Raw genomic sequence first — 22,147 nt, forward strand, 5'->3', positions numbered from 1 at the left:
GGGCCATGCAGGAAGATGAGATCACCATGATCTATGGAGACGACCCGAAGCAGATGACCGACACGCTGCTTGGAGCCATCCATGTGGAACGGCTGATACCCGATCAGGGAATGCGGGTGATTCTCAAACCCAACCTGGTTGTCCCGGCCACCGCCGATGGCGGAGCGACGACCCATCCCGAGATCGTCGTCTCTTTGATCGAATACCTCCAGGCCCATGGATTCTCCAACCTTTTGATCGCCGAAAGCGCCTGGGTCGGCGCGCGTACCGACGAAGGGTTTGACGTCAACGGCTACCGGGAGATCAGCAGGAAGTACCAGGTTCCACTGCTGGATGTCAAACAGGACGCCTACCAGACGGTGCAAAGCCAGGGCATCACCATGCAAATCAGCAAAACGGTGATGGAACCTTCGTTCCTGATCAGTCTTCCCGTGCTGAAAGGCCACTGCCAGACGCGGATGACCTGTGCGTTGAAGAACATGAAAGGATGCCTTTCCGACCGGAGCAAACGGATGTTCCATTCCCTCGGCCTGATGAAGCCGATCGCTGCGCTCAACGCAGCCCGTCATGCCGACCTGGTCATCGTGGACAGCATCTGCGGAGACCTGGATTTTGAGGAAGGAGGAAACCCCGTGCAGACCGGACGGATGTTCGCAGCCCGGGACAGCGTGCTGTGCGACGCCTTCGGCGCATCGCTTCTGGGCTTCTCCGTCAGTGACATCCCGTACATCAAACTGGCGGAAGCGTATGGGGTTGGTTCCGCAGATCTTTCCCGCCTCCATCTTACCGAACTGAACCATCCAAAGACGGAGATCACCGCCCGACCCAGCGGGGCCGTCGCGCCTCTGGCCCGCCACACCTGCCCGAAGGACGCCTGCTCCGCCTGTTACGGAAATTTGATCCATGCCCTGAAGCGCATGGATGAAGATGGAAAAGATCTTCCCGATGCAGTATGCATCGGACAAGGATACCGGGGCGTCACCGATTCCGGGAAAACCGGAGTCGGCTCCTGTACCCGGGGATTGGGGAAATCGCTTCCCGGCTGTCCTCCGACGGCAAAGGCGATGGTGGATTTCCTCTCATGAAACAGAGCGTGCAGATGTCCGAGGCCTTCTCCACGGCAATCTTCCTGACCCTCTCCGGAGGATTCCAGGACGCCTACACCTATCTGACCCGGAACAAGGTGTTCGCCAACGCCCAGACGGGCAACATCGTGCTGTTTTCCCAAAACATTGTCGAAGGGAACTGGAGTACGGCCCTCCGGTACATCATCCCGCTCTGCTCGTTCATTCTGGGCGTCTACATCGCAGAATCCCTGCGCCATCACTTCCAAGAGATGAAACGAATCCATTGGCGGCAACTGGTGTTGCTCCTAGAGATCGTCATCCTGTTCTCCGTAGGGTTCCTTTCCCAGGAGTACAACGCCCTGGCAAACGCACTGGTCTCCTTCGTCTGCGCCATGCAGGTACAGACGTTCCGGAAGGTCAAAGGCAACGCCTATGCCACCACGATGTGCATCGGGAACCTCCGTAGCGGCACGGACAAGCTGTATGCCTATCATCGGACCAAGGATAAGGCGGAACTGGCCTCCGCTGGTCAGTACTTCGCCATCATCGGGCTGTTCGCCCTCGGCGCCGGCCTGGGAGGCAAAATGACCGACCTGTTCCACGAGCAGGCCATCTGGATCTCCTGCATTCTGCTGTTCGTCAGCTTCCTGATGATGTTCGCCAAGACGGAAGCGGAGCAGCATTAACCATTCATCCCGTCCAACGCCTGGGCAAGGTCCTGGATGAGAAGTTCTTTCGTTTCGATGCCGATGTGGACCCGCACCAGACCGATGCGGTCCTCAGGCACCTTGTCATCAGGGAACTTCACGCCGGCAGGGAAGACCAGCGACTCATATCCACCCCAGCTCACCGCCCGTTTGAACAACTTCAGGCGATTGGTGAATCGCTTCACCTGCTGGATATCCTTCGTCTTCAGACGGAATGAGAACAGACCGCTGCCACCCCGCATCTGGGTTTTGGCAAGCTCATACTGGGGGAAGGAAGGCAACAGCGGATACAGCACGCTCTCCACGGCGGGATGCCCTTCCAGGAAGGTCGCGACCGCCAGCGCGTTCTCATAGTGTACCGGCATCCGGATGGCCAGCGTCCTGAGATTCCGCATGATCAACCACGCCTGGAAGGGATCGGGAGTTGGTCCCAGAGGAGAAAACTCCGTCTTGAACAGGTGGGAGATGTCCTGGTCCGTCCCGCAGATCACGCCGGAAACGATGTCGGAATTGCCTCCGATGTACTTGGAACAGCTGTGGACCACCATATCGATGCCATCGTCGATGGGATTCTGGAAGAACGGGGTCGCCCAGGTGTTGTCGATCACCGTCTTGATGTGGTGCCGATGGGCGATGTCCGCCACTTCCTTCAGGTTCTGCAGCTTGAAGGTGAACGTCGTCGGGCTTTCCAGATAGATCAGTCGGGTGTTGGGCTGGATGGCCCGTTCAAATTCCTCGCTGTCACGTCCGTCGACGAACGTACAGGTCACTCCGAACCGTTTCAGCCAGGTGTTGATGAACCAACGGTTCCAGTCATAGGCGTCCTTGACGCAAATGATATGGTCATTTCCCTGCAGGCATGAGAGGATGGCGCAGGTGGCTGCCGCGCAGCCGCTGGTGACCAGTTTTGCCCGCTCGGCGTGCTCCAACGCGGCGATCTTCTCCTCGCAGAGATTCACCGTCGGGTTGTTGCCCCTGCTGTACAGATAGTGGGTTGGTTCATCGGCCAACGCATCCTGGAACTTCTCATAGGAAGGAAAACAGAAGATTGATGTCTGGAAAATGGGAGGGCTGACCGCTCCGAACGGAAGATCGTCCTCTCCTTGATGCAACAGAATCTCGGTGATATCCGTCTGTGGATTGTTCATGGCGTGCCTCCCCGGCAGCGCCATCATATCACCAACCCATGGTGATTCCTACCGGAAAGAGACAAGGAAACCGGGTCTCCCCGGTTTCCTTGGATTCGTTTCCTTATTTCCTCTTCAGATACTTCACTGAATCCAGCGCGACCGCCGCGATGATGATGAAGCCTTTGAACACGAACTGCAGGTTGGTGTCGATGCCAAGGAACGTCAGGCAGTAGGTAAGGCTGGTGAAGATGATCACACCGATCACCGCGCCGCCGATCTTTCCGATACCACCATTGAATGAGATGCCGCCGACCACACAGGCCGCGATGGCGTCAAGCTCGAATCCCTGTCCCGTTCCGGCGCTGGCGTTGGCCCGGAAGGCTTCCAGGAACGCTCCGCATCCGTAGAAGACGCCCGCCATGATGAACACCCCCATCGTCACACGGAAGACGCTGATGCCGCTGACGGCCGCCGCCTCTCCGTTGCCTCCGACGGCGTACATGTTCTTGCCGAACACCGTCTTGTTCCAGATGAACCAGGCGATGATACAGGCGATGATCGCCGGGATGATCAACTTGGGGAACGTGATCAACGAACCATTGCTCATCTGGCCGATGATCCACCGTCCGCCAATCTTGTCCTTGATGGACGAATCGATCGAACCGACCGGCGTTCCGCTGGTTCCGAAGAACAACAGACCGTAGATGATCAACTGGGTGGCCAGCGTCGAGATGAACGGGTGGATCTTCAGTTTTGCGCTGAAGAACCCGGCGAAAGCGCTGAACGCCACACAGAGGACGATGGAGAAGAACAGTGACATGGCGACACGGAGCCCCATCGGAAGTCCGGTGAAATCCCACGGACCTTTGTTGAAGAAGGTGACGATGTTCGTACCCGGGTGGAGGATCAGGCCGGTGATGACCGATCCCATGGCGACCATACGTCCGACGGAAAGGTCGGTACCGGCAAGCAAAATCAAACCTGCGACACCCAACGCGTAGAACATACGGGTGGAGGACTGCTCAAGAATCGTCAGGATGTTGGGAAGCGAGAACAGGTTCCCGTACCCCTTCATCGGGGCGATGATGATACAGACGATGAAGAAGACCAGAATGGCCAGATACAACCCATTGTCCAACAGAAACTTCTGCATCTTGAAGTTCTGGGCGTACGCCTTGCGCTTCAGCATCTGGTCTTCGTGGTAGTTGGTTTTCCCGTTGCGCAACGCGCGGTTCTTCTGCACCCGGTCGACACTCGCCTGGTACATGTTCGCCTTGGCCCGGTCAATATGCGATCCTGCGCGGCTTCTGGCATCGTACATCGAAGAGCGGATCTCATACTTCGCCGTGGCGAGATCTTCCTTCAGGTCTTTCTTGGATTGGGGATCCGTCTTTCCCTGGTAATCCGCCTGGATCTTTTCCATGCGTTTCTGTCCGTCTTCCTTGATCTTGGACAGTTGGGCGGCCAGATCCGCCTTGATCTTCTGGATGTTCGCCTTTTCCTCGGCAGCCACCGCCTCTTCGTACCGTTTTCCCACGTCATTGGTATAGGCGACCGCTTCCCTGGTGAGCTGTGATATTTCGGTACGATGGCTCGCTGCGACCTGTTTCGCCGTGGCGATCTCCCCACGGAGCTTTGCAATATCCTGCTCCCGGGTCGCCTTGTCCAGCATCTTGTTCCGCCGCAGAAAGGAAATCTGTTCCCGAACTTCGGTGATCTTGTTGACGCCTTCCGCGCGGAGCGACGTGAGCCGCGCAAGGTATTCGGCTATTTTTTCATCTTCATCCACCGAAACGACTGTCTGTTTTTCCTTGATTTCTTCGTTGTTCGCCATATTTCCCCTCATTACAGATACTTGGCAGAGAGCCGAAGCAACTCTTCCTGGTTTGTTTCCTTGGTATTCACGATGCCGGCCAACCGATGGTTGGACATCACGGCGATCCTGTTGGTGATCCCCAGAATCTCCGGCATCTCACTGGAGACCACGATGACCGTCTTTCCTTCCTTGGCCATCTGGATGATCAACTGGTAGATCTCATACTTCGCGCCGACATCAATGCCACGGGTGGGCTCGTCCATCAAAAAGATGTCCGGCTCCCGTTCCATCCACTTGCCGATGATCACCTTCTGCTGGTTTCCGCCGGAGAGGGAGGTGATCAACTCCTCAGTGGAGACACACTTGGTGTTCATCCGCTTCACTTCCCGGTTGGCCGCATCGGCAAGCTTCTTGTTGGACAGGATGCTGAAGCTCTTGTACCGCTCCAGGTTGGTGATCGTCGTATTGAATTCAATGGTTCCCTTGCCGAACATCCCGTTGAGCTTGCGCTCCTCGGTGATCAGGGCAAAGTTGTAGTCCATCGCTTGTTTGCTGTTGAAGAAATGCAGTTTCTTTCCATCCAGGATGACTTCCCCGGATGCCAGGGTCCGAATGCCGAACAGTGATTCCAACAGTTCGCTGCGCCCCGCGCCGACAAGTCCGTACAACCCGAAGATCTCCCCTTTTCGGACGGTAAAGGAGATATGCTCCAGAATCGGGTCATACTTGGTGGTCAGGTCATGCACCTCGAAATACGGCCTTCCCGGCTGGTTGTCCACATCGGGGAACCGTTTGTCCAGGGAACGGCCGACCATGGCGCTGATCAACTCGTTCATGTTGGTGTCCTTGACGGCCTTCTTCATGATCATCTTGCCATCACGAAGCACCGCCACATCGTCGCAGATCTGGAACACCTCATCCATCTTGTGGGAAATGTAGACGAACGAGACGCCTTTCTTGCGCAGGCTGTCCACGATGGAGAACAGTTTCTTCACTTCCCGTTCCGTCAACGAAGAGGTCGGCTCGTCCAGAACGATCAGCTTGGCGTTGTACGAGACCGCTTTGGCGATCTCCACCATCTGACGCTGGGAAACGGACATCTGGCGCATCACCATCTTGGGGTTGACGTTCATCTTCAGCGAGGCGAACAGATTGGTGGCCACCTTGAACATCTTCGCCTCATCCACCACGCCATAGTGCGTCGGATAACGGCCGAGGAACAGGTTGTCCACCACCGTCCGATCCAGGCACTGGTTCAATTCCTGATGCACCATGGCGACACCGTTTTCCAAAGCTTCCTTCGGATTCTTGAAATCCACCAGCTTCCCATCCAGCAGAATCTGCCCTTCATCCTTGCTGTAGATGCCGAACAAACACTTCATCATGGTGGATTTTCCGGCACCGTTCTCACCCATCAGCCCGCAGACCGTTCCCCTGCGCACTGAAAGCGAGATGCCGTCCAGAACCTTGTTCTTTGCGAATGCTTTCGACAAGTTCCTTATCTCAAGCACATTATCGTCCATATGCACCCCTTTTCCATCCCAACAGAAATGAAGAAAAGCATGCGGGGACACCGCATGCTTCCCTTCGCATAACACACCTTAGTACTTCAGCTTGTCCGTATAGTCCTTGCCGGAGTTCGTCTTCACCATGTTGATGGCGTAGGCGTCGTAGTTGTTCAGGTTAGTGAACTTGTCAAGGCAGCTTGACTCGTTCTGGCCATCACCCTGCACGACGTTCAGATCCAGGTTGAGGAGCGGAGCGTAGTAGCGGAGCGCGGGCAGATAGGAGGAAGAGAGGAAGTTATCGCCGGAGTTGTAGATCGTCAGCAATACTTTCTTCTTCGGGGCGTTGGTCTGTTTGACTCCCGTATCACGGGAACCGGCCTTGTAATCCTGCCAGTTGTCTTTGTTGACGCCGCTGTTCTGGGCGAGCAACGCCTTGGTGTCGGCCCTGTACTCCATGTCGGCGGAAATCTTGTTGCCGTATTGATCCGGCTCGGAGATTCCCTTGGTGTACACATCGGAACCCGTCAGACCATCAAGCAGATTGCGAAGCACCTGCAGGGTGGCGGTTGCCTGGGCGTCGACGTTCTGGGATACGGTTCCGGTAAGTTTTCCGGCGCCGATGGCCTCGATCGCGTCCGCGTTGGCATCATATCCGAAGATAGGAACGCCGGTCGGATAGTTGGAAGCCTGCAGACAACCCATTGCCATACCATCGTTGTTGGAAACGACCAGATCGATCTTGTCTCCGAACTTGGTGGCCCAGCCGCTCATCGCGTCGGTCGCCGCGTTGGCGTTCCAGGTGGAACCATCGGTACCGGTCATCGCCTTGCCTTCCAGCTCGACGACTTTGTAGGTTTTGCCGCTGATCGTCACAGAGCCTTCCTTTGCCTTGCCAGGATCGGTGGAGCCATTCCACGTCCCAAGCGCTTTGCGGATGCCTTCCGTTCTTGCTTTGGAATCGTTGTGGCCGACGTCTCCGATGCACAGCACGTATCCGATCGTTCCATCACCGTTGCGGTCGATGGTCGCGGGAGCGGTTGCCAGATAATCGGTGATCAACTTGCCCTGTACGGCACCGCCGCCAGCTGCGTCAAAACCGACATAATAGGTCTTGTCATTCCAGTTCATGGTGTCCATATCAATGACACCCGTTGTCGGGTCAGACGGCTGCCTGTTGAAGAATACCAGCGGTTTGTCCTTGTTCAATGTTACCTTCGCCGTGCTGGCTGCTTCAGAACCGCCCTGCGCGAACACCAGTCCGCAGACGGAGAGTGCCAACAAAACGGCAATCCCAACTTTTTTCATACACATACCTCCTGGGGGATTTTCCCCCCTTCCTTATTCATTAGAACACTGAAATACCAAACGCGCAAATGAAAACGTATCAACAGAGATGAAGTTTTCGTGTGAGAAGCACGAAGTGAACAAAAAATCACAATTTTGTGTTAGATGAGGTTCACGAACCACGATGATTTTGAAAAGAGATCGCCTTCTCCATGGATTAACTTGTATGCAAGTTTACTAAATATTTGCAGAACAAAACGGTTCTTGTTCTCTTCTCTGGACAAAGGACGCTCTCTGTGATGTTTTTACCCACTACGCTTGATATTGTGGAAGTAAATATGCATCTATTTGCATACAAGACAAAACTTTGCAAAGATGTCTTGCTTCTTTTTTCGTTTGTGATTATAGTAGGTGTCACTGACGTTGATTTGCCTCCCGGCTTGCAGACGTCACTAAAGAAACTGGCTAAAAGGGGAGAGACTCACAGCTTCTTGTCTACCCCCTTCCTGGTTTCTAAAGGAAGGGCTTTTTATGTTAGAGAAAGGATACCATGTATTCACTTCGGAATCGGTAAGCGAGGGACATCCCGACAAGGTCTGTGACCAGATCGCGGATGCCATCCTGGATGCGTGCCTCAGGGAAGACAAGCACTCCCACGTGGCATGCGAAGTGTTCGCCACCACCAACACCGTGGTGGTCGGTGGGGAGATCACCACCAAAGCGACGCTGGACGTGGATGCCATCGTGCGCTCCGTCGTCGCAGGCATCGGCTACACCGAGCCGCACTGCGGCTTTGACGCCGAATCCCTCACCGTGCTCAATCTGATCAAAAAGCAGAGCCCGGACATCGCCATGGGGGTCAACTCGGACACCTCGAAGAGCCATCGCCAAGGTGCCGGTGACCAGGGAATGATGTTCGGTTTCGCCTGTGACGAGACACCGGAACTGATGCCCGCTCCGATCATGTACGCCCATGCCCTGCTTCGCAAGGCGACGGAACTGCGCAAGAGCGGCAAGGCTCCGTTCCTCCGCCCTGACTCCAAGAGCCAGGTTTCCGTCATCTACAAGGATGGGATGCCGGTGGGGATCGATACGGTGGTCATCAGCCATCAGACGACGCCGGATGCCACCGAACAGCAGATCCACGACTTCATGCTGAATGAGGTGATCAAACCGGTGCTCGGCCACAATGACCTGATCACCAAGGATACCAAGTTCTACATCAACCCGACGGGTCGGTTCGTCATCGGCGGGCCTGCAGGAGATACCGGCGTGACGGGACGGAAGATCATCGTCGATACGTACGGCGGCATGGGACGCCACGGTGGCGGAGCCTTCAGCGGCAAGGATCCCTCCAAGGTGGACCGCAGCGCGGCCTACATGGCACGTTACGTGGCAAAGAACCTGGTGGCAAACCACCTGTGCAAGAAGTGTGAGGTGCAGTTCAGCTACGCCATCGGCGTGCCTGATCCCATCTCCATCTTCGTCGATTCGTTCGGCACCGGTGTGGTGGAGGACAGCAAGCTCGAGGAGATCGTACGCTCCAACTTCGACCTGTCGCCCAGCGGCATCATCGAGACGCTGGATCTGCTCCGGCCGATCTACCAGGCCAACGACAACTACGGTCATTTCGGTCGTGCGGGCGTTCCCTGGGAACAGATTGTTACATTAAAGAAATAACCCAATCAAACGGAAATCCTCCGCCTTTCGACGGAGGGTTTCAGAGGGTAAAAAAAGCGCCTTCCGAACGGGAGGCGCTTTTTGTCACGATGGCTTGTTACGGTTAATTTTGTTTCAATGTGATGCGAATCTGCTTGTACAGGCCGTCACCTTCGCTCTTGGTATCCACGCCGTAGTCGTTCAGCGCGGTGTGCACCAGGCGGCGTTCGAACGGATTCATCGGTTCAAGCAACACGCTGCGACCGGACCGCTTGACCTGGTCGGCGCTCTTCAGCGCCATGCGGATCAACTGCTCCTCGTGGCGGGTGCGGTAGTTCTCGCTGTCGACGATCACCTTCAGGTCGTTGTCCGTCTTTCCGGCGAACACATTGGCGACCAGCTGGATTGCATCCAGGTTCTTCCCTTTGCGTCCGATGATGATCGAACTGTACTCACTGTCGATGTTCAGCCCAAGTTTGCGTTCCTTGCGGTAGGCGACATTGACCGTGGCGGGATAGCCCCATCTTCTCCAGGATCCCGGTGACGAACGCCACTGATGCTGTTCTCCAGATCGGGATTGGGTGACTGCTCGAGATCCGGGCCATCCTCGTCCGTCGCGGGAAGCACCCGTTTGGCAACCTTTCCCATCGGGGTGATGTCATCAGGCAGTGGCGCGATGTTGTCGTCGTCAAAATGGATGCGGATCTTTACGCTGCTCTTTTTGAACAATCCGCCGCGGGTATTTTCCACAACCTCCACATCAAAGTCCTCACGCTCGATGTGCAGTTCGTCAATGGCCTTCGCGATCGCTTCCTGTTCGGTTTTTCCTTCAAATTCTTTGACCATAACGGCCTCCTCATTTGGTGTTCTTGTTCTTGCCAGGGAACTGCTTGCCCTTCACGACAGCCTTGGCGCGGTCTTTTTCGGCCTGTTTCTTGTTGGTGATCATCTGCTGGACGATGGATATGACGTTCATCACGGACCAGTACAGCATCAAGCCGGAAGGAGAATTGTACAACCAGAAGAAGAAGATCAACGGCATGCCGTAGGTCATGAACTTCATCATGCCCTGCTGTTGCCCGCTCGTCTGGGTATTCTGGGTGATTTTCATCGAATAAATCATGCTGATCGTGTACAGGATCGGCAGGATATGCAGCTGGTTGCCCAACAAAGGAATATTGAAGCTGAAGACAAACACCACATCAGGCTGGGAGAGATCGGGGATCCATCCGGGAATGAACATTGCTCCGCGCAGCTCGAAGTGCTTGTTGAGCAGTCCGAAGAACGCGATCAGGATGGGGAACTGGATCAACATCGGCAGACAGCCGCCCATTGGGTTGATCTTCTCCTTCTTGTACAGTTCGGCCATCAGCTCGTTCTGTTTCTGCGGATTGTCCGGATACCGGTCCTTGATGGCCTGCATCTGCGGACCAAGCTCGCTCATTTTCGCCGTGCTGCGCATGCTGGCCTTGGTCAACGGATACAGGATCAACTTCAACAGGAACGTCACCAGAATGATGCCGATGCCGTAGTTGGGGATGATCTTGTAGAAGATGTTCAGGATCCACATCAGGAAGCTTTCCAGCCAGCCGAGGGCCGTCGAGCTGTCCAGCGCCATCTCCAGATTCAGGCCGGAGACTCCGAAACTGTTGTCCTGGGCGTTGTTGTAGATCGTCATGTTCTTCTTCAGCTGCGGTCCGATGTAGAAGCGGAACGTATCTGAGGTGTGGGCGCTCTTCACCGCAGGGCGGGTCAGGTAGATCGAGCTGGTCAGCGCGATCCCCTCTTCCGTATCGGGAAGCTGGCTGAGGGAGAGCGTGTAGTGGGTGGCGTCAGGAATGGCGATGGCGGAGAAGTATTTGCCCGTCAAGGCGACCCAGCTGATCGTCGCGTCGGAGGTGTACCGTCCGTTCTTCAAGCTTATCTGGGTCTTTTTCTTCGAACCATCCTTCTTCAGATAGAAATGACGGTATTCGTACTGGTCCTGGGGCATCTTCTCGAAGGCAGGTCCCAACTGGGGTTCAAAGGCCAGCGTATAGGCGTTGTTCTCATAGGAAAGCGGAATCGCCTTGTTGACGCTGTTGTCGACGGCCACGTTCACCTCAAACAGGTAGTCGTCCTTGCCGAACGTGTACGTCTTGGTGATGGTGAAGGGATCTTCGTTGCCGTTGATGGAGAACGTCTGGGTGAAGATCACCTTGTTCCCGTCGATGGTGTGGTTGAAGACGGCGTCGATCGGATTGGTCTTGTCGTCTCCGGCGTACATCAGGAAGGCGTTTTTTCCGCTCTCCCCTTTGAACAGCAGTTCCACCGGGTCCCCGTTTGTGGTGTGTTTGTTCAGCTTGATGGAGGAGACGGACGCCCCTTTGGGATCGAACGTGATGGTGAACACCTCATTGGAGAAGGTGAACGGCGTTGCGTCGGCATTCTTGTCGTCCACCGGAAGGAATGATCCCTTGGCATCAGAACCATAGGCGAGATTGCTTGGCACCACCACCGTCTGGGAAGCGGAAAGCGCCGCATCATCGGTGGTTGGGGAGGTTTCTTCCACGCTTTCCGTAGCTGTGGCAGGCTGGGCCGGATAGAACATCGTCTGGATCGTCATGCCGACGGTAATGACGATCACGGACAGAATGACCGCAATGATGGTGTTTTTTTCCATATCTTCTCCTGGTAGAACAGTCGTTGGGATGTCTCAGGAATGATACGGCATGGTACGGGTATTGGTTAGGAGAGTGATGACGTGCCGGATGGCGTGGTGACCCCTGCTTTTTCGCAAAGGTGCAACAACTGCTGTGTCAACATGGTGAAGTCGTAGGCATTTCCTGGATAAACCACAAAAGCAAAATCGTACCCAGAGACCAACCTTTCCTTAGAAGTCCGCCAGAATTCCTTGATTTGTCTTCGGATCTTGTTCCGTTGCACCGCGTTGCCGTAGTGCCGTACCGGAATCACGATAATCCTCGACCAGCCAAGGTCATTCTTTCCCACAATCAGTCTGATGCCTTTGCAAGAAGTGGCTTTCCCCTGTTTGAAAATTCGGTCAATCTCTGGACGATTACGGACAATCTCACTCTTAGTAAGGCTTTTTCTCATCGCTGGCAGTAAGCTTGTATCTGCCCGCAGCCCTTCTTCTGGCAAGGACGGCGCGACCGCCTTTGGTTGCCATGCGGGCGCGGAACCCAAACTTCCTCGTCCTTCTCATCTTGCTCGGCTGATACGTTCTTTTCCCTTTGTAACTCATATTGCAACTCCAAATTTCATCGCATACTGTATGCGCGGATTTTCACACACAAAAAACGGGGACAGTATCCCCCCGTGAGACATAAACTATAGTGAGAGACCCCCGTTACGTCAAGCATTCCGGCGATCAAGAGAGCAGAAGAATTTTCCGGATTCCCAGTGATGGATACTCCTTTCGTACTTTGGAGATGATTTTGCCCTGTTGCATGGAGAACAACTGGCTCCATGCCGGATGGTCGGCCCGGACGACCAACGTATCCCCTTTGATCTCCTTCAGCGTGATGTGTCCGACAAACTTCTCCCCGATGATCTCATCCCAATGGGAGATCATCTGGTAGCGCTTGTCGCTGTCCGTATCGATGTTCAGCGAACCCATCACCTTTTTCACCAGGAGCTGCGCATCGATGAATTCCTTGTCATCCACGAGCTTGGAACCTCCCGTCCTTCACATCATACACCAGCGTTTCCTGGGAAGGAACCTCGGAGAAGTACCGTTCCTCAGGAAGAAACGTGAAAAACGCCTGGTCATACCCGTCGATCATCTGGAGAAACCGGTTGCGTTTCTCCAGATCCAGCTCAAGCAACACGTCATCCACCAGAATGACCGGTTTCCGTCCCGTCTTCATGGTGAAGAACCGCATTTGGGCGATCCGGAACAGCAACGATGCCAGCCGGAGTTGCCCGGTGGAACCGATGTCGGAGAACGGACGCTGCCCGCAGAGGACGATGAACCGGTCGCGGTGAATGCCACTGGATGTGGTTTCCAACGCATAGTCTCGCTCCCTGGTCTGCCGCAACGCCTGGATGACGGCTTCGGGGTTGTCACATTCCTTCCAAGAGGGACGATAGACGATGGTGATGTCCTGGTCTGTTCCGCTTACCTGACGATACAGCGAGGGAAATATCCGGTTGAACTCCTCAACCGCCTGGATTCTCCGTTTTTGGATGGAGAGTCCGTAGCCGGCGAGCTGCTGGTCATATACGGAAAGCAGCCCTTCCTGACGATCCTTCACCGCCTGGTTCCGTTGCCGGAGCACCCGGCGGTAGCGGCGCAGGTCATCGAAGAACAGCGGATCGTACAGACTCATCGTCTGGTCGAAGAACTTGCGCCGTTGTTCCGGTTCTCCGTTGACGAACCAGATGTCATCGTGGCTGAACACGATGCAGGGAATGGTATAGATCAACTCCTTCCGGTCAGTGATGACCCGCTCATCCAGCGTGATGGTCCGTTTGGCGTCCTTGTACACCAGGCTCATCATCCGGTTTTGGCCGTCATCATCCAGAAACGTCCCACAGAGGCGGAATCCTTCCGTGCCGTGCTGGATCATATCCTTGATGTCGGCTGTCCGGAACGAAGAGCCGTAACAGAGCGTGTAGATTGCTTCCAGAAAGTTGGTTTTCCCTTGTCCGTTCTCCCCAACGAGCAATACCTGCCGGGAACCGACAGGTATCGTCTCTGCAATGAGATTTCTGAATTGTGCCGTCTGGATGGAAGAAAAACGCATCAGCTGTTCGGCTGCATCGGCATGACCAGGTGGAAGTAGTCATGCTCTCCTTCCGGACAGAGGGTGATCGCACGTGACGGGGTGGTGAAGTTCAACGTGAACTTCTCGCCTTCCATCACCTTCAGCGGTGCCAGGATGTACTGGTAGTTCAGGCTGATGGTGCAGGTCTCCCCCTCGTATTCGCAGGGAATCTTCTCGCTTGCCGCCCCCAGTTCGTTTTCTTCGCTGTACAACGTCAACTCATCTTTGGAAATCTGCAGGTACAGCTTGCATACCTTGCTCTCGATGGCGACGGATACACGTTTGATGGCATCCACCATCTCCTTGACTGGAGATCAGGCAGTGGGAAGTCTGGTTCTGGGGGACGACTCTTCGGTAATCAGGATACTGGCCTTTGATCAACGTCGAGTAGAAGAAACGATTCCCTATTTTGGCGAAGATCACGTTTTCCTTGATGCACAGATCAAACGTTCCTTCCCAGTGGAAAGTTTTTTCAGTTCGGTAAAGAACTTCGTCGGAATAATAATCGGTTTGAACTCTGGAATCTGTTCGCTGAACTTGCGTTCCACAATGCTCAGCCTGCGGCCGTCTGTTGCGATCAGATTCAATCCGGCCGCTGTTTTTTCCAGATACAGTCCACAGAGGTAATGGCGGGTTTCATCCGTACTGACGGAGAACAGCGTCTGGTCCGCCATTCCGATGAACGGTTTCTGTCCCAATGTGAAGAACGGAACCTCTCCCGGATTCTCCATCATGGGGAATTCAGCGCCATCGATGACCCTGAGGGTTGATTTGAACTTGATGCTTCCACCTTGTGGGGTGATGGTCAGCTGGCGATCCTGCGTCTCAAACAGGATATCCGCATCAGAGGGAAGCAACCGGAGAATTTCCAGAAATTTCTCTCCGTATACCGTCGTACTGCCTTCCTCTTCCGTTTGTGCCGGAATCTGGGTGGTGAAGCCGGTGGCGTTGTCCGTTGCTTTGATGAGCAGCGTGTTGTTTTTCGCCTCGAGATAAATGTTGCTCAGGATGGAAAGCGAGCTTCTTTGCTGGGTGAAGTCCATTGAGAAGACGATTTCCGTGAGGATATCTTGTTGTTTGCAGTAGAATTTCATGCCTTACTCCGATTAGGTCTCTTTATTTTAATTCATCATAATCATAATACCACAAAAAACGGTGGATTTCTACGCAATTCATTGTACACTTGTCCGTTACGCGTTGCACAACCGGTGGATAAAAAAGTGGATAACCCGGAATTCATCCACCGGACTTTTCAGTTGTCCACCTCAATCCACCGGCTATCAAGGGGAAATCCACCGGTTGTTAATGTTGCTCCATGATTTCCTTTTTTAGTTTTGCAACGATGTTCCGCATGTCCGGATTAACGTTGCACAGCGACTGGATCCGGTCATAGGCGTGCATGATGGTGGTATGGTCCCGTCCGCCGAATTCCGAACCGATTTCCGTGAAGGAATAGGTGGTCAGCTCTTTTGCCAGGTACATGGCGATCTGCCGGGGCTGAACCAGCGATTTGTTCTTCTTTTTGCTCTTCATGTCACTGGTGTTGACGTTGAAATAGGTGCATACCACCTTGTTGATCGCCTGGATGGAGATGCCCTGTTCCTTTTCCTGGGGTTTGAAGAACGGCATAGTGGACAACAGCTCTTTCGCCTTCTCCATCGTCAGTTCCTGGCCAAGCAGTTCGCTGTAGGAGATCAGCTTGGTAAGGGAGGCTTCCAGATCCCGGACGTTGGAGCGGACGTTTTGGGCAATATAGTCAATGATGTCCGCATCGACCTGTTTGTTCTGCATTTTGCACTTGTTTCTGAGGATTGCGACCCTCGTTTCGTAGGCTGGTGGTTGGAGATCCACGTTCAAGCCACGCTCAAAACGGTTGGTCAGACGGTCCATGACACCCTTCAGTTCGTTGATCGGACGATCGCAGGTGAAGACGATCTGCTTCTTCGCCTCGTACAGTTCGTTGAAGGTGTGGAACAGCTCTTCCTGCGTCTGGGTCTTCTGCTGGATGAACTGGATATCATCCATCAGAAGGACGTCCACCTTGCGGAACTTGTTCTTGAACTGCTGGGCTTTGCCGCTGCCTGCCGAGCCGATGGATTCGATGAATTCATTGGTGAACGCCTCTGCGGTGATGTACTGCACCTTCAGGTCTTTCTGGTGTTCCAGGATGTAGTTGCCGATGGCGTTGATCAAATGGGTTTTCCCTAGTCCTACTCCGCCGTAGATCAGGCAGGGGTTGTAGCTGATGCCCGGGTTCTTTGCGATGGCCAGGGACGCGTTCAGGGCGTAGATGCAGTTGTCACCGCTGACGAAGTTGGAAAACTGGTAGTCCGAGTTGATGTTGGCCGCCCTGCGGGCTTTCTCAAGACGTTCGTCATCGCTGGGAGCCTCCACGGCGCGTGCCGAGGATGAGGGATGCGCGGCTTGTTCCGTCTCCTTGCTGATGATGAACTGGATGGCGATGTCCTCCCCGCAGAGGCTGTGCATCGATGCGGTGATGTCATCGGAAAACAGTTTGGTCACGTTGTCATATACGAACTGGCTGGGTACAGCCAGAACAAGCTTTCCGGGAAGGGACTGGACATAGCTGATCCTGCTGAACCACGTGTTGTACAGGAATTCCTGGGTGGTTTTTTTCAGCGCGATGCAGGTCTCTTTCCAAAACGGAAGGTAATCGATTTTGTCGTTGCTCATAGCCAACTATTCTACATTTGTCACGGTGAGAGTGCAAGCAAGTTTCAACCCCTTTTCTGGAAACTCGATAACTTATTTTATTATAATAAGATAAAAATAGAGTAAAAAACCCTCTGTGGCTTGCAAGACCCCACCGTTTTTGGGTATACTTAACGATGCAAGAGTACGGTCTTTTGCACTACAAAACAAGGAATTAATTGAATGAATGAAGGTAACAAAATCAACGAGTCCTTGACCCCGACAAATGGACAGGACGGCGATACGATCAAGCGCGCCGAACGTTCGTATGGAGCCGAATCCATCCAGGTGCTCAAAGGCTTGGAAGCGGTACGCATGCGTCCAGGCATGTACATCGGGACCACCGGCATCGATGGTCTCCATCATTTGGTGTACGAGGTCATCGACAACAGCATTGATGAAGCGATGGCGGGCTATTGCACCGACATTCAGGTATTTCTCGACGTCAACAACGACGGGCAGGAAATCTGCACCGTCGAGGACAACGGCCGTGGCATTCCGGTCGACATGCATCCCACCGAAAAGAAGAGTACGTTGGAGGTGGTCCTTTCCCAGCTGCATGCCGGCGGCAAGTTCAACAAAAACGCCTACAAGGTCTCCGGAGGCCTGCATGGCGTCGGCGTCTCCTGCGTCGTCGCCCTCTCAGACTGGTTTGAGGTGAACGTCTACCGGCTGGCCGGCGGATATCCCACCGAGGATCCCGAGCATCCCGGCGGCATTTTCCGCCAGGTGTACCGCAAGGGAATCCCCCAGGGGGATGTGGTGCGGGTCGGAGACTCGGATCGTTCCGGTACGGTGATCAGCTTCACGCCGGATTTCACCGTCATGGAGCGCAACTCGTTTGATTTCGAGGTGCTATCCAACCGGTTCCGCGAACTTTCCTTCCTGAACAAAGGGGTTTCCATCTCCATCACCGACCGTCGGGGCGCTGAGGAGCGGAAGAACATCTTCAAGTCGGAAGGAGGACTGCCCCAGTTCGTCGCCTATCTGAACGACTACAAGCATGTCCTGTTCGATCCTCCGATCTCCATCGAAGGAGAGAAGGACAACACCCGGGTGGAGATTTCCCTGCAGTACAACGACAAGTACGACGAGAAGATCCTGACGTTCGTCAACAACATCAACACCCGTGAGGGCGGCACCCATCTGACCGGTTTCCGTACCGGGCTTTCCCGGGTGATCAACGCCCAGTTGCAGAAGAACGCCAAACTGCTGAAGAAGTTTGATGACAAGTTCGAGCCGGATGACATCAACGAAGGGCTTACCGCCGTCATTTCGGTGAAGATCCCCAACCCGCAGTTCGAAGGCCAGACGAAGATGAAGCTGGGCAACAGCTATGTCGCCGGCTTGGTCAACTCGATGGTCTATGAGAAGCTGGGAAACTATCTTGACGAGTATCCTGCCGTTTCGGAAGCGATCCTCACCAAGATCATCGACGCCGCCCTGGGGCGCATCGCGGCCCGCAAGGCGCGTGAGCAGATCCGTAAGAAGAGCGAAGGCGGCGGCCTGCCCGGCAAGCTTGCCGACTGCTCGGAGAAGGATCCGGCCAAGTGCGAGGTGTTCATCGTCGAGGGTGACTCCGCAGGCGGTTCAGCCAAACAGGGGCGTGACCGTACGTTCCAGGCGATCCTTCCGCTGTGGGGGAAGATGCTCAACGTGGAGAAGGCTCCGGAATTCAAGGTACTTGGCAACGACAAGCTCCAGCCGGTCATCTCCACCATCGGTGCCGGCCTGACCCGGTACAACAACACCGATTCCGACGGGAAAGATGTGGAGAACACCTTCGATATCACCAAGGCACGATACCATAAAATCATCATTATGGCCGATGCTGATGTCGATGGCTCGCATATCAGGACATTGTTGCTGACATTTTTCTTCCGCTACATGCGGCCGTTGATCGAAGCGGGATACATCTACTTCGCCATGCCTCCGTTGTACAAGATCACCATCGGGAAGAATGTGGAGTACGCGTACGACGAAGAGGCCCGGCGCCAGATCCTGAACAAGTACGGGGTCACCGATTCCTCCAAGGTGGAGATCCAGCGGTACAAAGGTCTTGGTGAGATGAACCCGGAGCAGCTCTGGGAGACCACCATGAACCCGGAAACCCGGCGTATGAGCCAGATTCATCTGGGAGACGCCGAGGAAGCGGACAGGAACTTCTCCATGCTGATGGGAGAGGAAGTGGAACCCCGCAAGGAGTTCATCGATGCCAACGCAGTATACGTGTCCAATCTGGACGCCTGAGGAAAGGATAAAATCGTGGACGAACCTATCAAAGAAAACATCATCATCGCCGACGTATCCAAGGAGATGCGCACCTCGTATCTGAACTATGCCATGAGTGTCATCGTGGCCCGTGCGCTCCCTGACGTCCGCGACGGACTGAAACCGGTGCATCGCCGCATCCTGTACGACATGTACGAGATGGGGTTGCGTTCCACCGGTGGAAACAAAAAGAGCGCGCGTGTCGTAGGTGACGTTCTGGGAAAATACCATCCCCATGGGGATGCTTCGGTGTACGACGCACTGGTGCGTCTGGCACAGGACTTCTCTCTCCGCTACCCGGCCATCACGCCACAAGGAAACTTCGGTTCCATCGATGGCGATCCTCCGGCAGCCATGCGGTATACGGAATGCCGTATGAGCCGCATCGGCGAGAGCATGCTGGATGACATCCAGAAGGAAACGGTGGACTTCGGCCCGAACTACGATGACTCCCTGAAAGAGCCGTTGGTGCTTCCCGCCGCGTTCCCGTTCCTGTTGGCCAACGGTTCTTCCGGCATCGCTGTCGGTATGGCGACCAACATGCCTCCCCACAACCTGCAGGAGATCTGCGACGCCATCTGCGCGACGATTGAGAACCCGAACATCACCCTGGATGAGCTGATGCACTCCATCAAAGGGCCGGATTTCCCCACGGGAGCCATCATTTGCGGTGTTCAGGGCATCAAGGACGCTTTCTCCACCGGTCACGGGAAGATCGTCATCCGCAGCCGCTATGAAATTGAGACGCACGAGCACGGGCACGACGACATCGTGTTCACCGAACTCCCCTATCAGGTCAACAAAGCCGACCTGGTCAAGAAGATTGATGACCTGCGTAAGGACGGCGTCATCCCGTCCATCGCCGCGGTGCGTGATGAGTCGGACCGCAAAGGCATCCGGGTCGTCGTCGAGCTGAAGAGCGGAGCCGCTCCGCGGGTTACGCTGAACCAGTTGTTCCTCCGCACCCAGCTGCAGAGCAACTTCAACGTGAACAACCTGGCGCTGGTCGATGGCAGGCCGGTCACCCTCTCCCTCCGGCAGATGCTGGGATGCTACATCAAGCATCGTGAGGAAGTGGTCACCCGTCGGACCCGTTTCGACCTTCGCAAGGCGCAGGAACGCGCCCACATCCTGGAAGGCCTGAAGAAAGGGCTGGAGAACATCGACCTGGTGGTGAAGATCATCAAGGAGTCCCAGGACAATGACGCCGCCTGCCAGCATTTGATCGCCCAGCTGGGCATCGATATGATTCAGGCCCAGGCGATCATCGACATGAAGCTTGGACGTCTTTCCCATCTGGAGACGGACAAGATCATGGCGGAACTGGCCGACCTGGAACAGAAGATCGCCTACTACAAGGATATCCTCTCCGATGAGAAGAAGATTCTCGGCGTGGTGGAGAGTGAGACGCGGGCGCTTCCCGCCCAGCTCGCCCCCCGTGACCGCCGCAGAACGGAGATACTCCCGCAGGAGATCGGGGACGCCAAGGACGAGGACTTCATCAAGAAAGAGGATGTGGTCGTTTTGATCAGCAACAAAGGATTCGCCAAGCGGATCCCGGCGGAAGAATACCGCGCCCAGGCTCGCGCCGGAAAAGGAACGCGGACTGCCAAGCTGCAGGACGAGGATTTCGTCGAGCACATGTTCGTCGCTTCCAGCCACGACTATGTGCTGTACGTGACCAATCTGGGCAAAGCGTACTACACCAAGGTGTACGAGATTCCTGAAGCGGGCAAATACGCCAAAGGCACCAGCATCAAGAACTTCCTGCAGATGGAAGGTGGGGAGAAGATCACCACCATCATTACGTTCTCCGAGTTCAGCGATGATGTCTATCTGATGATGGCCACCAAACATGGCGTGGTGAAGAAGGTCACGTTGTCCAACTTCGTCAACGCCAAGACCCGTGGCATTCGTGGCATCATCCTGGATGAAGGTGATGAGTTGTTGCAGACAGAGTTCGTATCGGCTGGCGACCAGGTGATGTTGATCACTCGTGGTGGGATCGGGTTGCGGTTCTCCGCCGATGAGGTACGCGCCATGGGCAGGGCGACGCACGGTGTGCGTGGCATCCGCCTCAGTGAAGGGGACGAAGTCGCCGGACTGCTCAAGGTCGATCCTTCCAAACGTATCCTGATGCTGACGGAAAACGGCCAGGGCAAACAGGTCGCCTATGACAACTTCATGTGCCACGGACGTGGAACGCATGGCCAGAAGATCTATCGCCTTGGCGACAAAGCGAACTTCATTGTCGGAGCGCTGTCCGTCAACGAAGAGAACGATGTCGTCTGCGTGACGATGCTTGGCCAGACGGTGCGTGTGCATGTCCGGGACATCTCCATCCAAGGCAGGAACGCCGCAGGCGTCAAAGTGGTCACGATGAAATTAGCCAAGGACCACGTTGTCGCCATCGCGGAAACCGCTCTGGACGAGGATGAGGAGACGGAAGTACCGGAACAGCCGGCAGAAACACCTCAGCCAGCAGAAACGGATCCTGAAGCATAAATAGATAACATCTGTTTACTGTTTTGCGGGGTTGCCGATTGCTTGGCAACCCCTCTTTTTTACCCCAAAAAGGCTCAGAAAAACATCAAAATTTTCACACGATTTTGTATTGTTTAATAGAAACATCTCCTTAAAAACCTGCATTTGGCGCGCTGAAATGCAGGTTTTTGGCAAAAGAAATAATCCTTGAGAAACAACCCTGCAAAACCAACCAGGAGAAGAAAAGACAGAAACACGCACCCTTTGCGTACGACCAATGCCAATGATCTGAACAGGTGCTATGGTGAAGAAACAAAAAGAAGAAAAGGAAAACCTTGGGGTTGATCTTGCACGAGAATGAAGTATGCAAGAGCAATGGAGAACGGATAGCGATGATAGGTGAAGTATTCTTCTTTTGCAGTTTCCCGTGAAACCTGCATCAAGACACCCAAAAGGAGAAAGGCGGCGGGATGTCTGCCTTTTTGATCAGGGTGAAGGTTTCTTTGTTTGTTGTGTTGGAGGGAATGGGGCGTGATGTTTCACGTGAAACACGTTGGAGGCATAAGAAAACGTATGTAAAGGGTAGGTACTCGCAGGAGTGATGATGATAGTTCCGTACAATCGGAAAGGATATAGGACCGTTTCACGTGAAACGCAGCGTACACGCTCTGAGCTTGGATGGTGTATGAGGTTTCACGTGAAACAAAAAAACGTTCCACGATGTTTCACGTGGAACGTTC

At 54.6% G+C, this 22,147-nt stretch carries 17 protein-coding genes and 1 pseudogene; 5 read left to right on the forward strand and 13 right to left on the reverse strand.

Translation table 11 applies throughout. The features are described from left to right. Positions 1 to 5: 5 nt before the first annotated feature. Positions 6 to 1,085 carry a DUF362 domain-containing protein gene (locus tag LKE28_03060; protein ID MCH3907240.1) on the forward strand — a complete coding sequence of 360 codons (1,080 nt, stop codon included), beginning with the start codon at positions 6 to 8 and terminating at the stop codon, positions 1,083 to 1,085. Then, on the forward strand, positions 1,082 to 1,753 hold the full coding sequence (locus LKE28_03065; protein ID MCH3907241.1) for a DUF1275 domain-containing protein: 672 nt from the start codon (positions 1,082 to 1,084) through the stop codon (positions 1,751 to 1,753). Before LKE28_03060 ends, LKE28_03065 begins: the two co-directional genes overlap by 4 nt. Here LKE28_03065 and LKE28_03070 read toward each other — a convergent pair. The 4 genes from LKE28_03070 to LKE28_03085 form a co-directional block, all read right to left on the reverse strand. Continuing rightward, entirely contained in the window at positions 1,750 to 2,922 is a 1,173-nt protein-coding gene (locus LKE28_03070) for an aminotransferase class I/II-fold pyridoxal phosphate-dependent enzyme (protein MCH3907242.1), read from the reverse strand. The genes LKE28_03065 and LKE28_03070 overlap by 4 nt on opposite strands. A 103-nt stretch (positions 2,923 to 3,025) precedes the next feature. Then, a complete protein-coding gene (locus LKE28_03075; GenBank protein MCH3907243.1) occupies positions 3,026 to 4,738 on the reverse strand; it encodes a galactoside ABC transporter permease in 1,713 nt (570 codons plus the stop codon). Between the two features lie 11 nt (positions 4,739 to 4,749). Continuing rightward, the gene (locus tag LKE28_03080; protein ID MCH3907244.1) at positions 4,750 to 6,243 is read right to left on the reverse strand and encodes a sugar ABC transporter ATP-binding protein; all 1,494 of its coding nucleotides are present in this window, start codon (positions 6,241 to 6,243) and stop codon (positions 4,750 to 4,752) included. A gap of 78 nt (positions 6,244 to 6,321) precedes the next feature. Then, positions 6,322 to 7,533, reverse strand: coding sequence for a substrate-binding domain-containing protein (locus LKE28_03085; GenBank protein MCH3907245.1), 1,212 nt, complete (start codon positions 7,531 to 7,533; stop codon positions 6,322 to 6,324). Positions 7,534 to 8,043: 510 nt separating this feature from the next. Here LKE28_03085 and metK point away from each other — a divergent pair. Continuing rightward, on the forward strand, positions 8,044 to 9,192 hold the full coding sequence (metK, locus tag LKE28_03090) for a methionine adenosyltransferase (GenBank protein MCH3907246.1): 1,149 nt from the start codon (positions 8,044 to 8,046) through the stop codon (positions 9,190 to 9,192). A 103-nt stretch (positions 9,193 to 9,295) separates the two neighbouring features. Here the strand turns inward: metK and LKE28_03095 are convergent. From LKE28_03095 to dnaA, 9 genes and pseudogenes are all read right to left on the reverse strand, one after another. After that, positions 9,296 to 10,017 (reverse strand): annotated as a pseudogene (locus LKE28_03095) (protein jag). A 10-nt stretch (positions 10,018 to 10,027) separates the two neighbouring features. After that, on the reverse strand, positions 10,028 to 11,833 hold the full coding sequence (yidC, locus tag LKE28_03100) for a membrane protein insertase YidC (protein ID MCH3907247.1): 1,806 nt from the start codon (positions 11,831 to 11,833) through the stop codon (positions 10,028 to 10,030). Positions 11,834 to 11,898: 65 nt separating this feature from the next. Then, a complete protein-coding gene (gene rnpA, locus LKE28_03105; protein ID MCH3907248.1) occupies positions 11,899 to 12,267 on the reverse strand; it encodes a ribonuclease P protein component in 369 nt (122 codons plus the stop codon). Further along, entirely contained in the window at positions 12,248 to 12,415 is a 168-nt protein-coding gene (gene rpmH / locus LKE28_03110) for a 50S ribosomal protein L34 (protein ID MCH3907249.1), read from the reverse strand. The genes rnpA and rpmH overlap by 20 nt, the downstream gene beginning before the upstream one ends. Before the next feature lie 126 nt (positions 12,416 to 12,541). Then, a complete protein-coding gene (locus LKE28_03115) occupies positions 12,542 to 12,838 on the reverse strand; it encodes a DUF721 domain-containing protein (protein MCH3907250.1) in 297 nt (98 codons plus the stop codon). Beyond that, positions 12,831 to 13,919: a DNA replication and repair protein RecF gene (gene recF / locus LKE28_03120; protein ID MCH3907251.1), complete on the reverse strand. Its 1,089-nt coding sequence runs from the start codon at positions 13,917 to 13,919 to the stop codon at positions 12,831 to 12,833. Before recF ends, LKE28_03115 begins: the two co-directional genes overlap by 8 nt. Continuing rightward, positions 13,919 to 14,239, reverse strand: a complete 321-nt coding sequence (locus LKE28_03125; protein MCH3907252.1) for a hypothetical protein — start codon at positions 14,237 to 14,239, stop codon at positions 13,919 to 13,921. The genes recF and LKE28_03125 overlap by 1 nt, the downstream gene beginning before the upstream one ends. Positions 14,240 to 14,359: 120 nt before the next feature. Next, a complete protein-coding gene (dnaN, locus tag LKE28_03130) occupies positions 14,360 to 15,034 on the reverse strand; it encodes a DNA polymerase III subunit beta (GenBank protein MCH3907253.1) in 675 nt (224 codons plus the stop codon). Between the two features lie 208 nt (positions 15,035 to 15,242). Next, positions 15,243 to 16,634, reverse strand: coding sequence for a chromosomal replication initiator protein DnaA (gene dnaA / locus LKE28_03135; protein MCH3907254.1), 1,392 nt, complete (start codon positions 16,632 to 16,634; stop codon positions 15,243 to 15,245). A 264-nt stretch (positions 16,635 to 16,898) separates the two neighbouring features. Here dnaA and gyrB point away from each other — a divergent pair, with 264 nt between their 5' ends. Both gyrB and gyrA read left to right on the forward strand, forming a co-directional pair. Next, on the forward strand, positions 16,899 to 18,902 hold the full coding sequence (gene gyrB / locus LKE28_03140) for a DNA topoisomerase (ATP-hydrolyzing) subunit B (GenBank protein MCH3907255.1): 2,004 nt from the start codon (positions 16,899 to 16,901) through the stop codon (positions 18,900 to 18,902). 66 nt (positions 18,903 to 18,968) lie between these two features. Further along, entirely contained in the window at positions 18,969 to 21,428 is a 2,460-nt protein-coding gene (gene gyrA, locus LKE28_03145) for a DNA topoisomerase (ATP-hydrolyzing) subunit A (protein MCH3907256.1), read from the forward strand. Positions 21,429 to 22,147 lie beyond the last annotated feature (719 nt).

It is taken from the genome of Sphaerochaeta sp., from assembly GCA_022482495.1.
Taxonomy (GTDB): domain Bacteria; phylum Spirochaetota; class Spirochaetia; order Sphaerochaetales; family Sphaerochaetaceae; genus RUG023.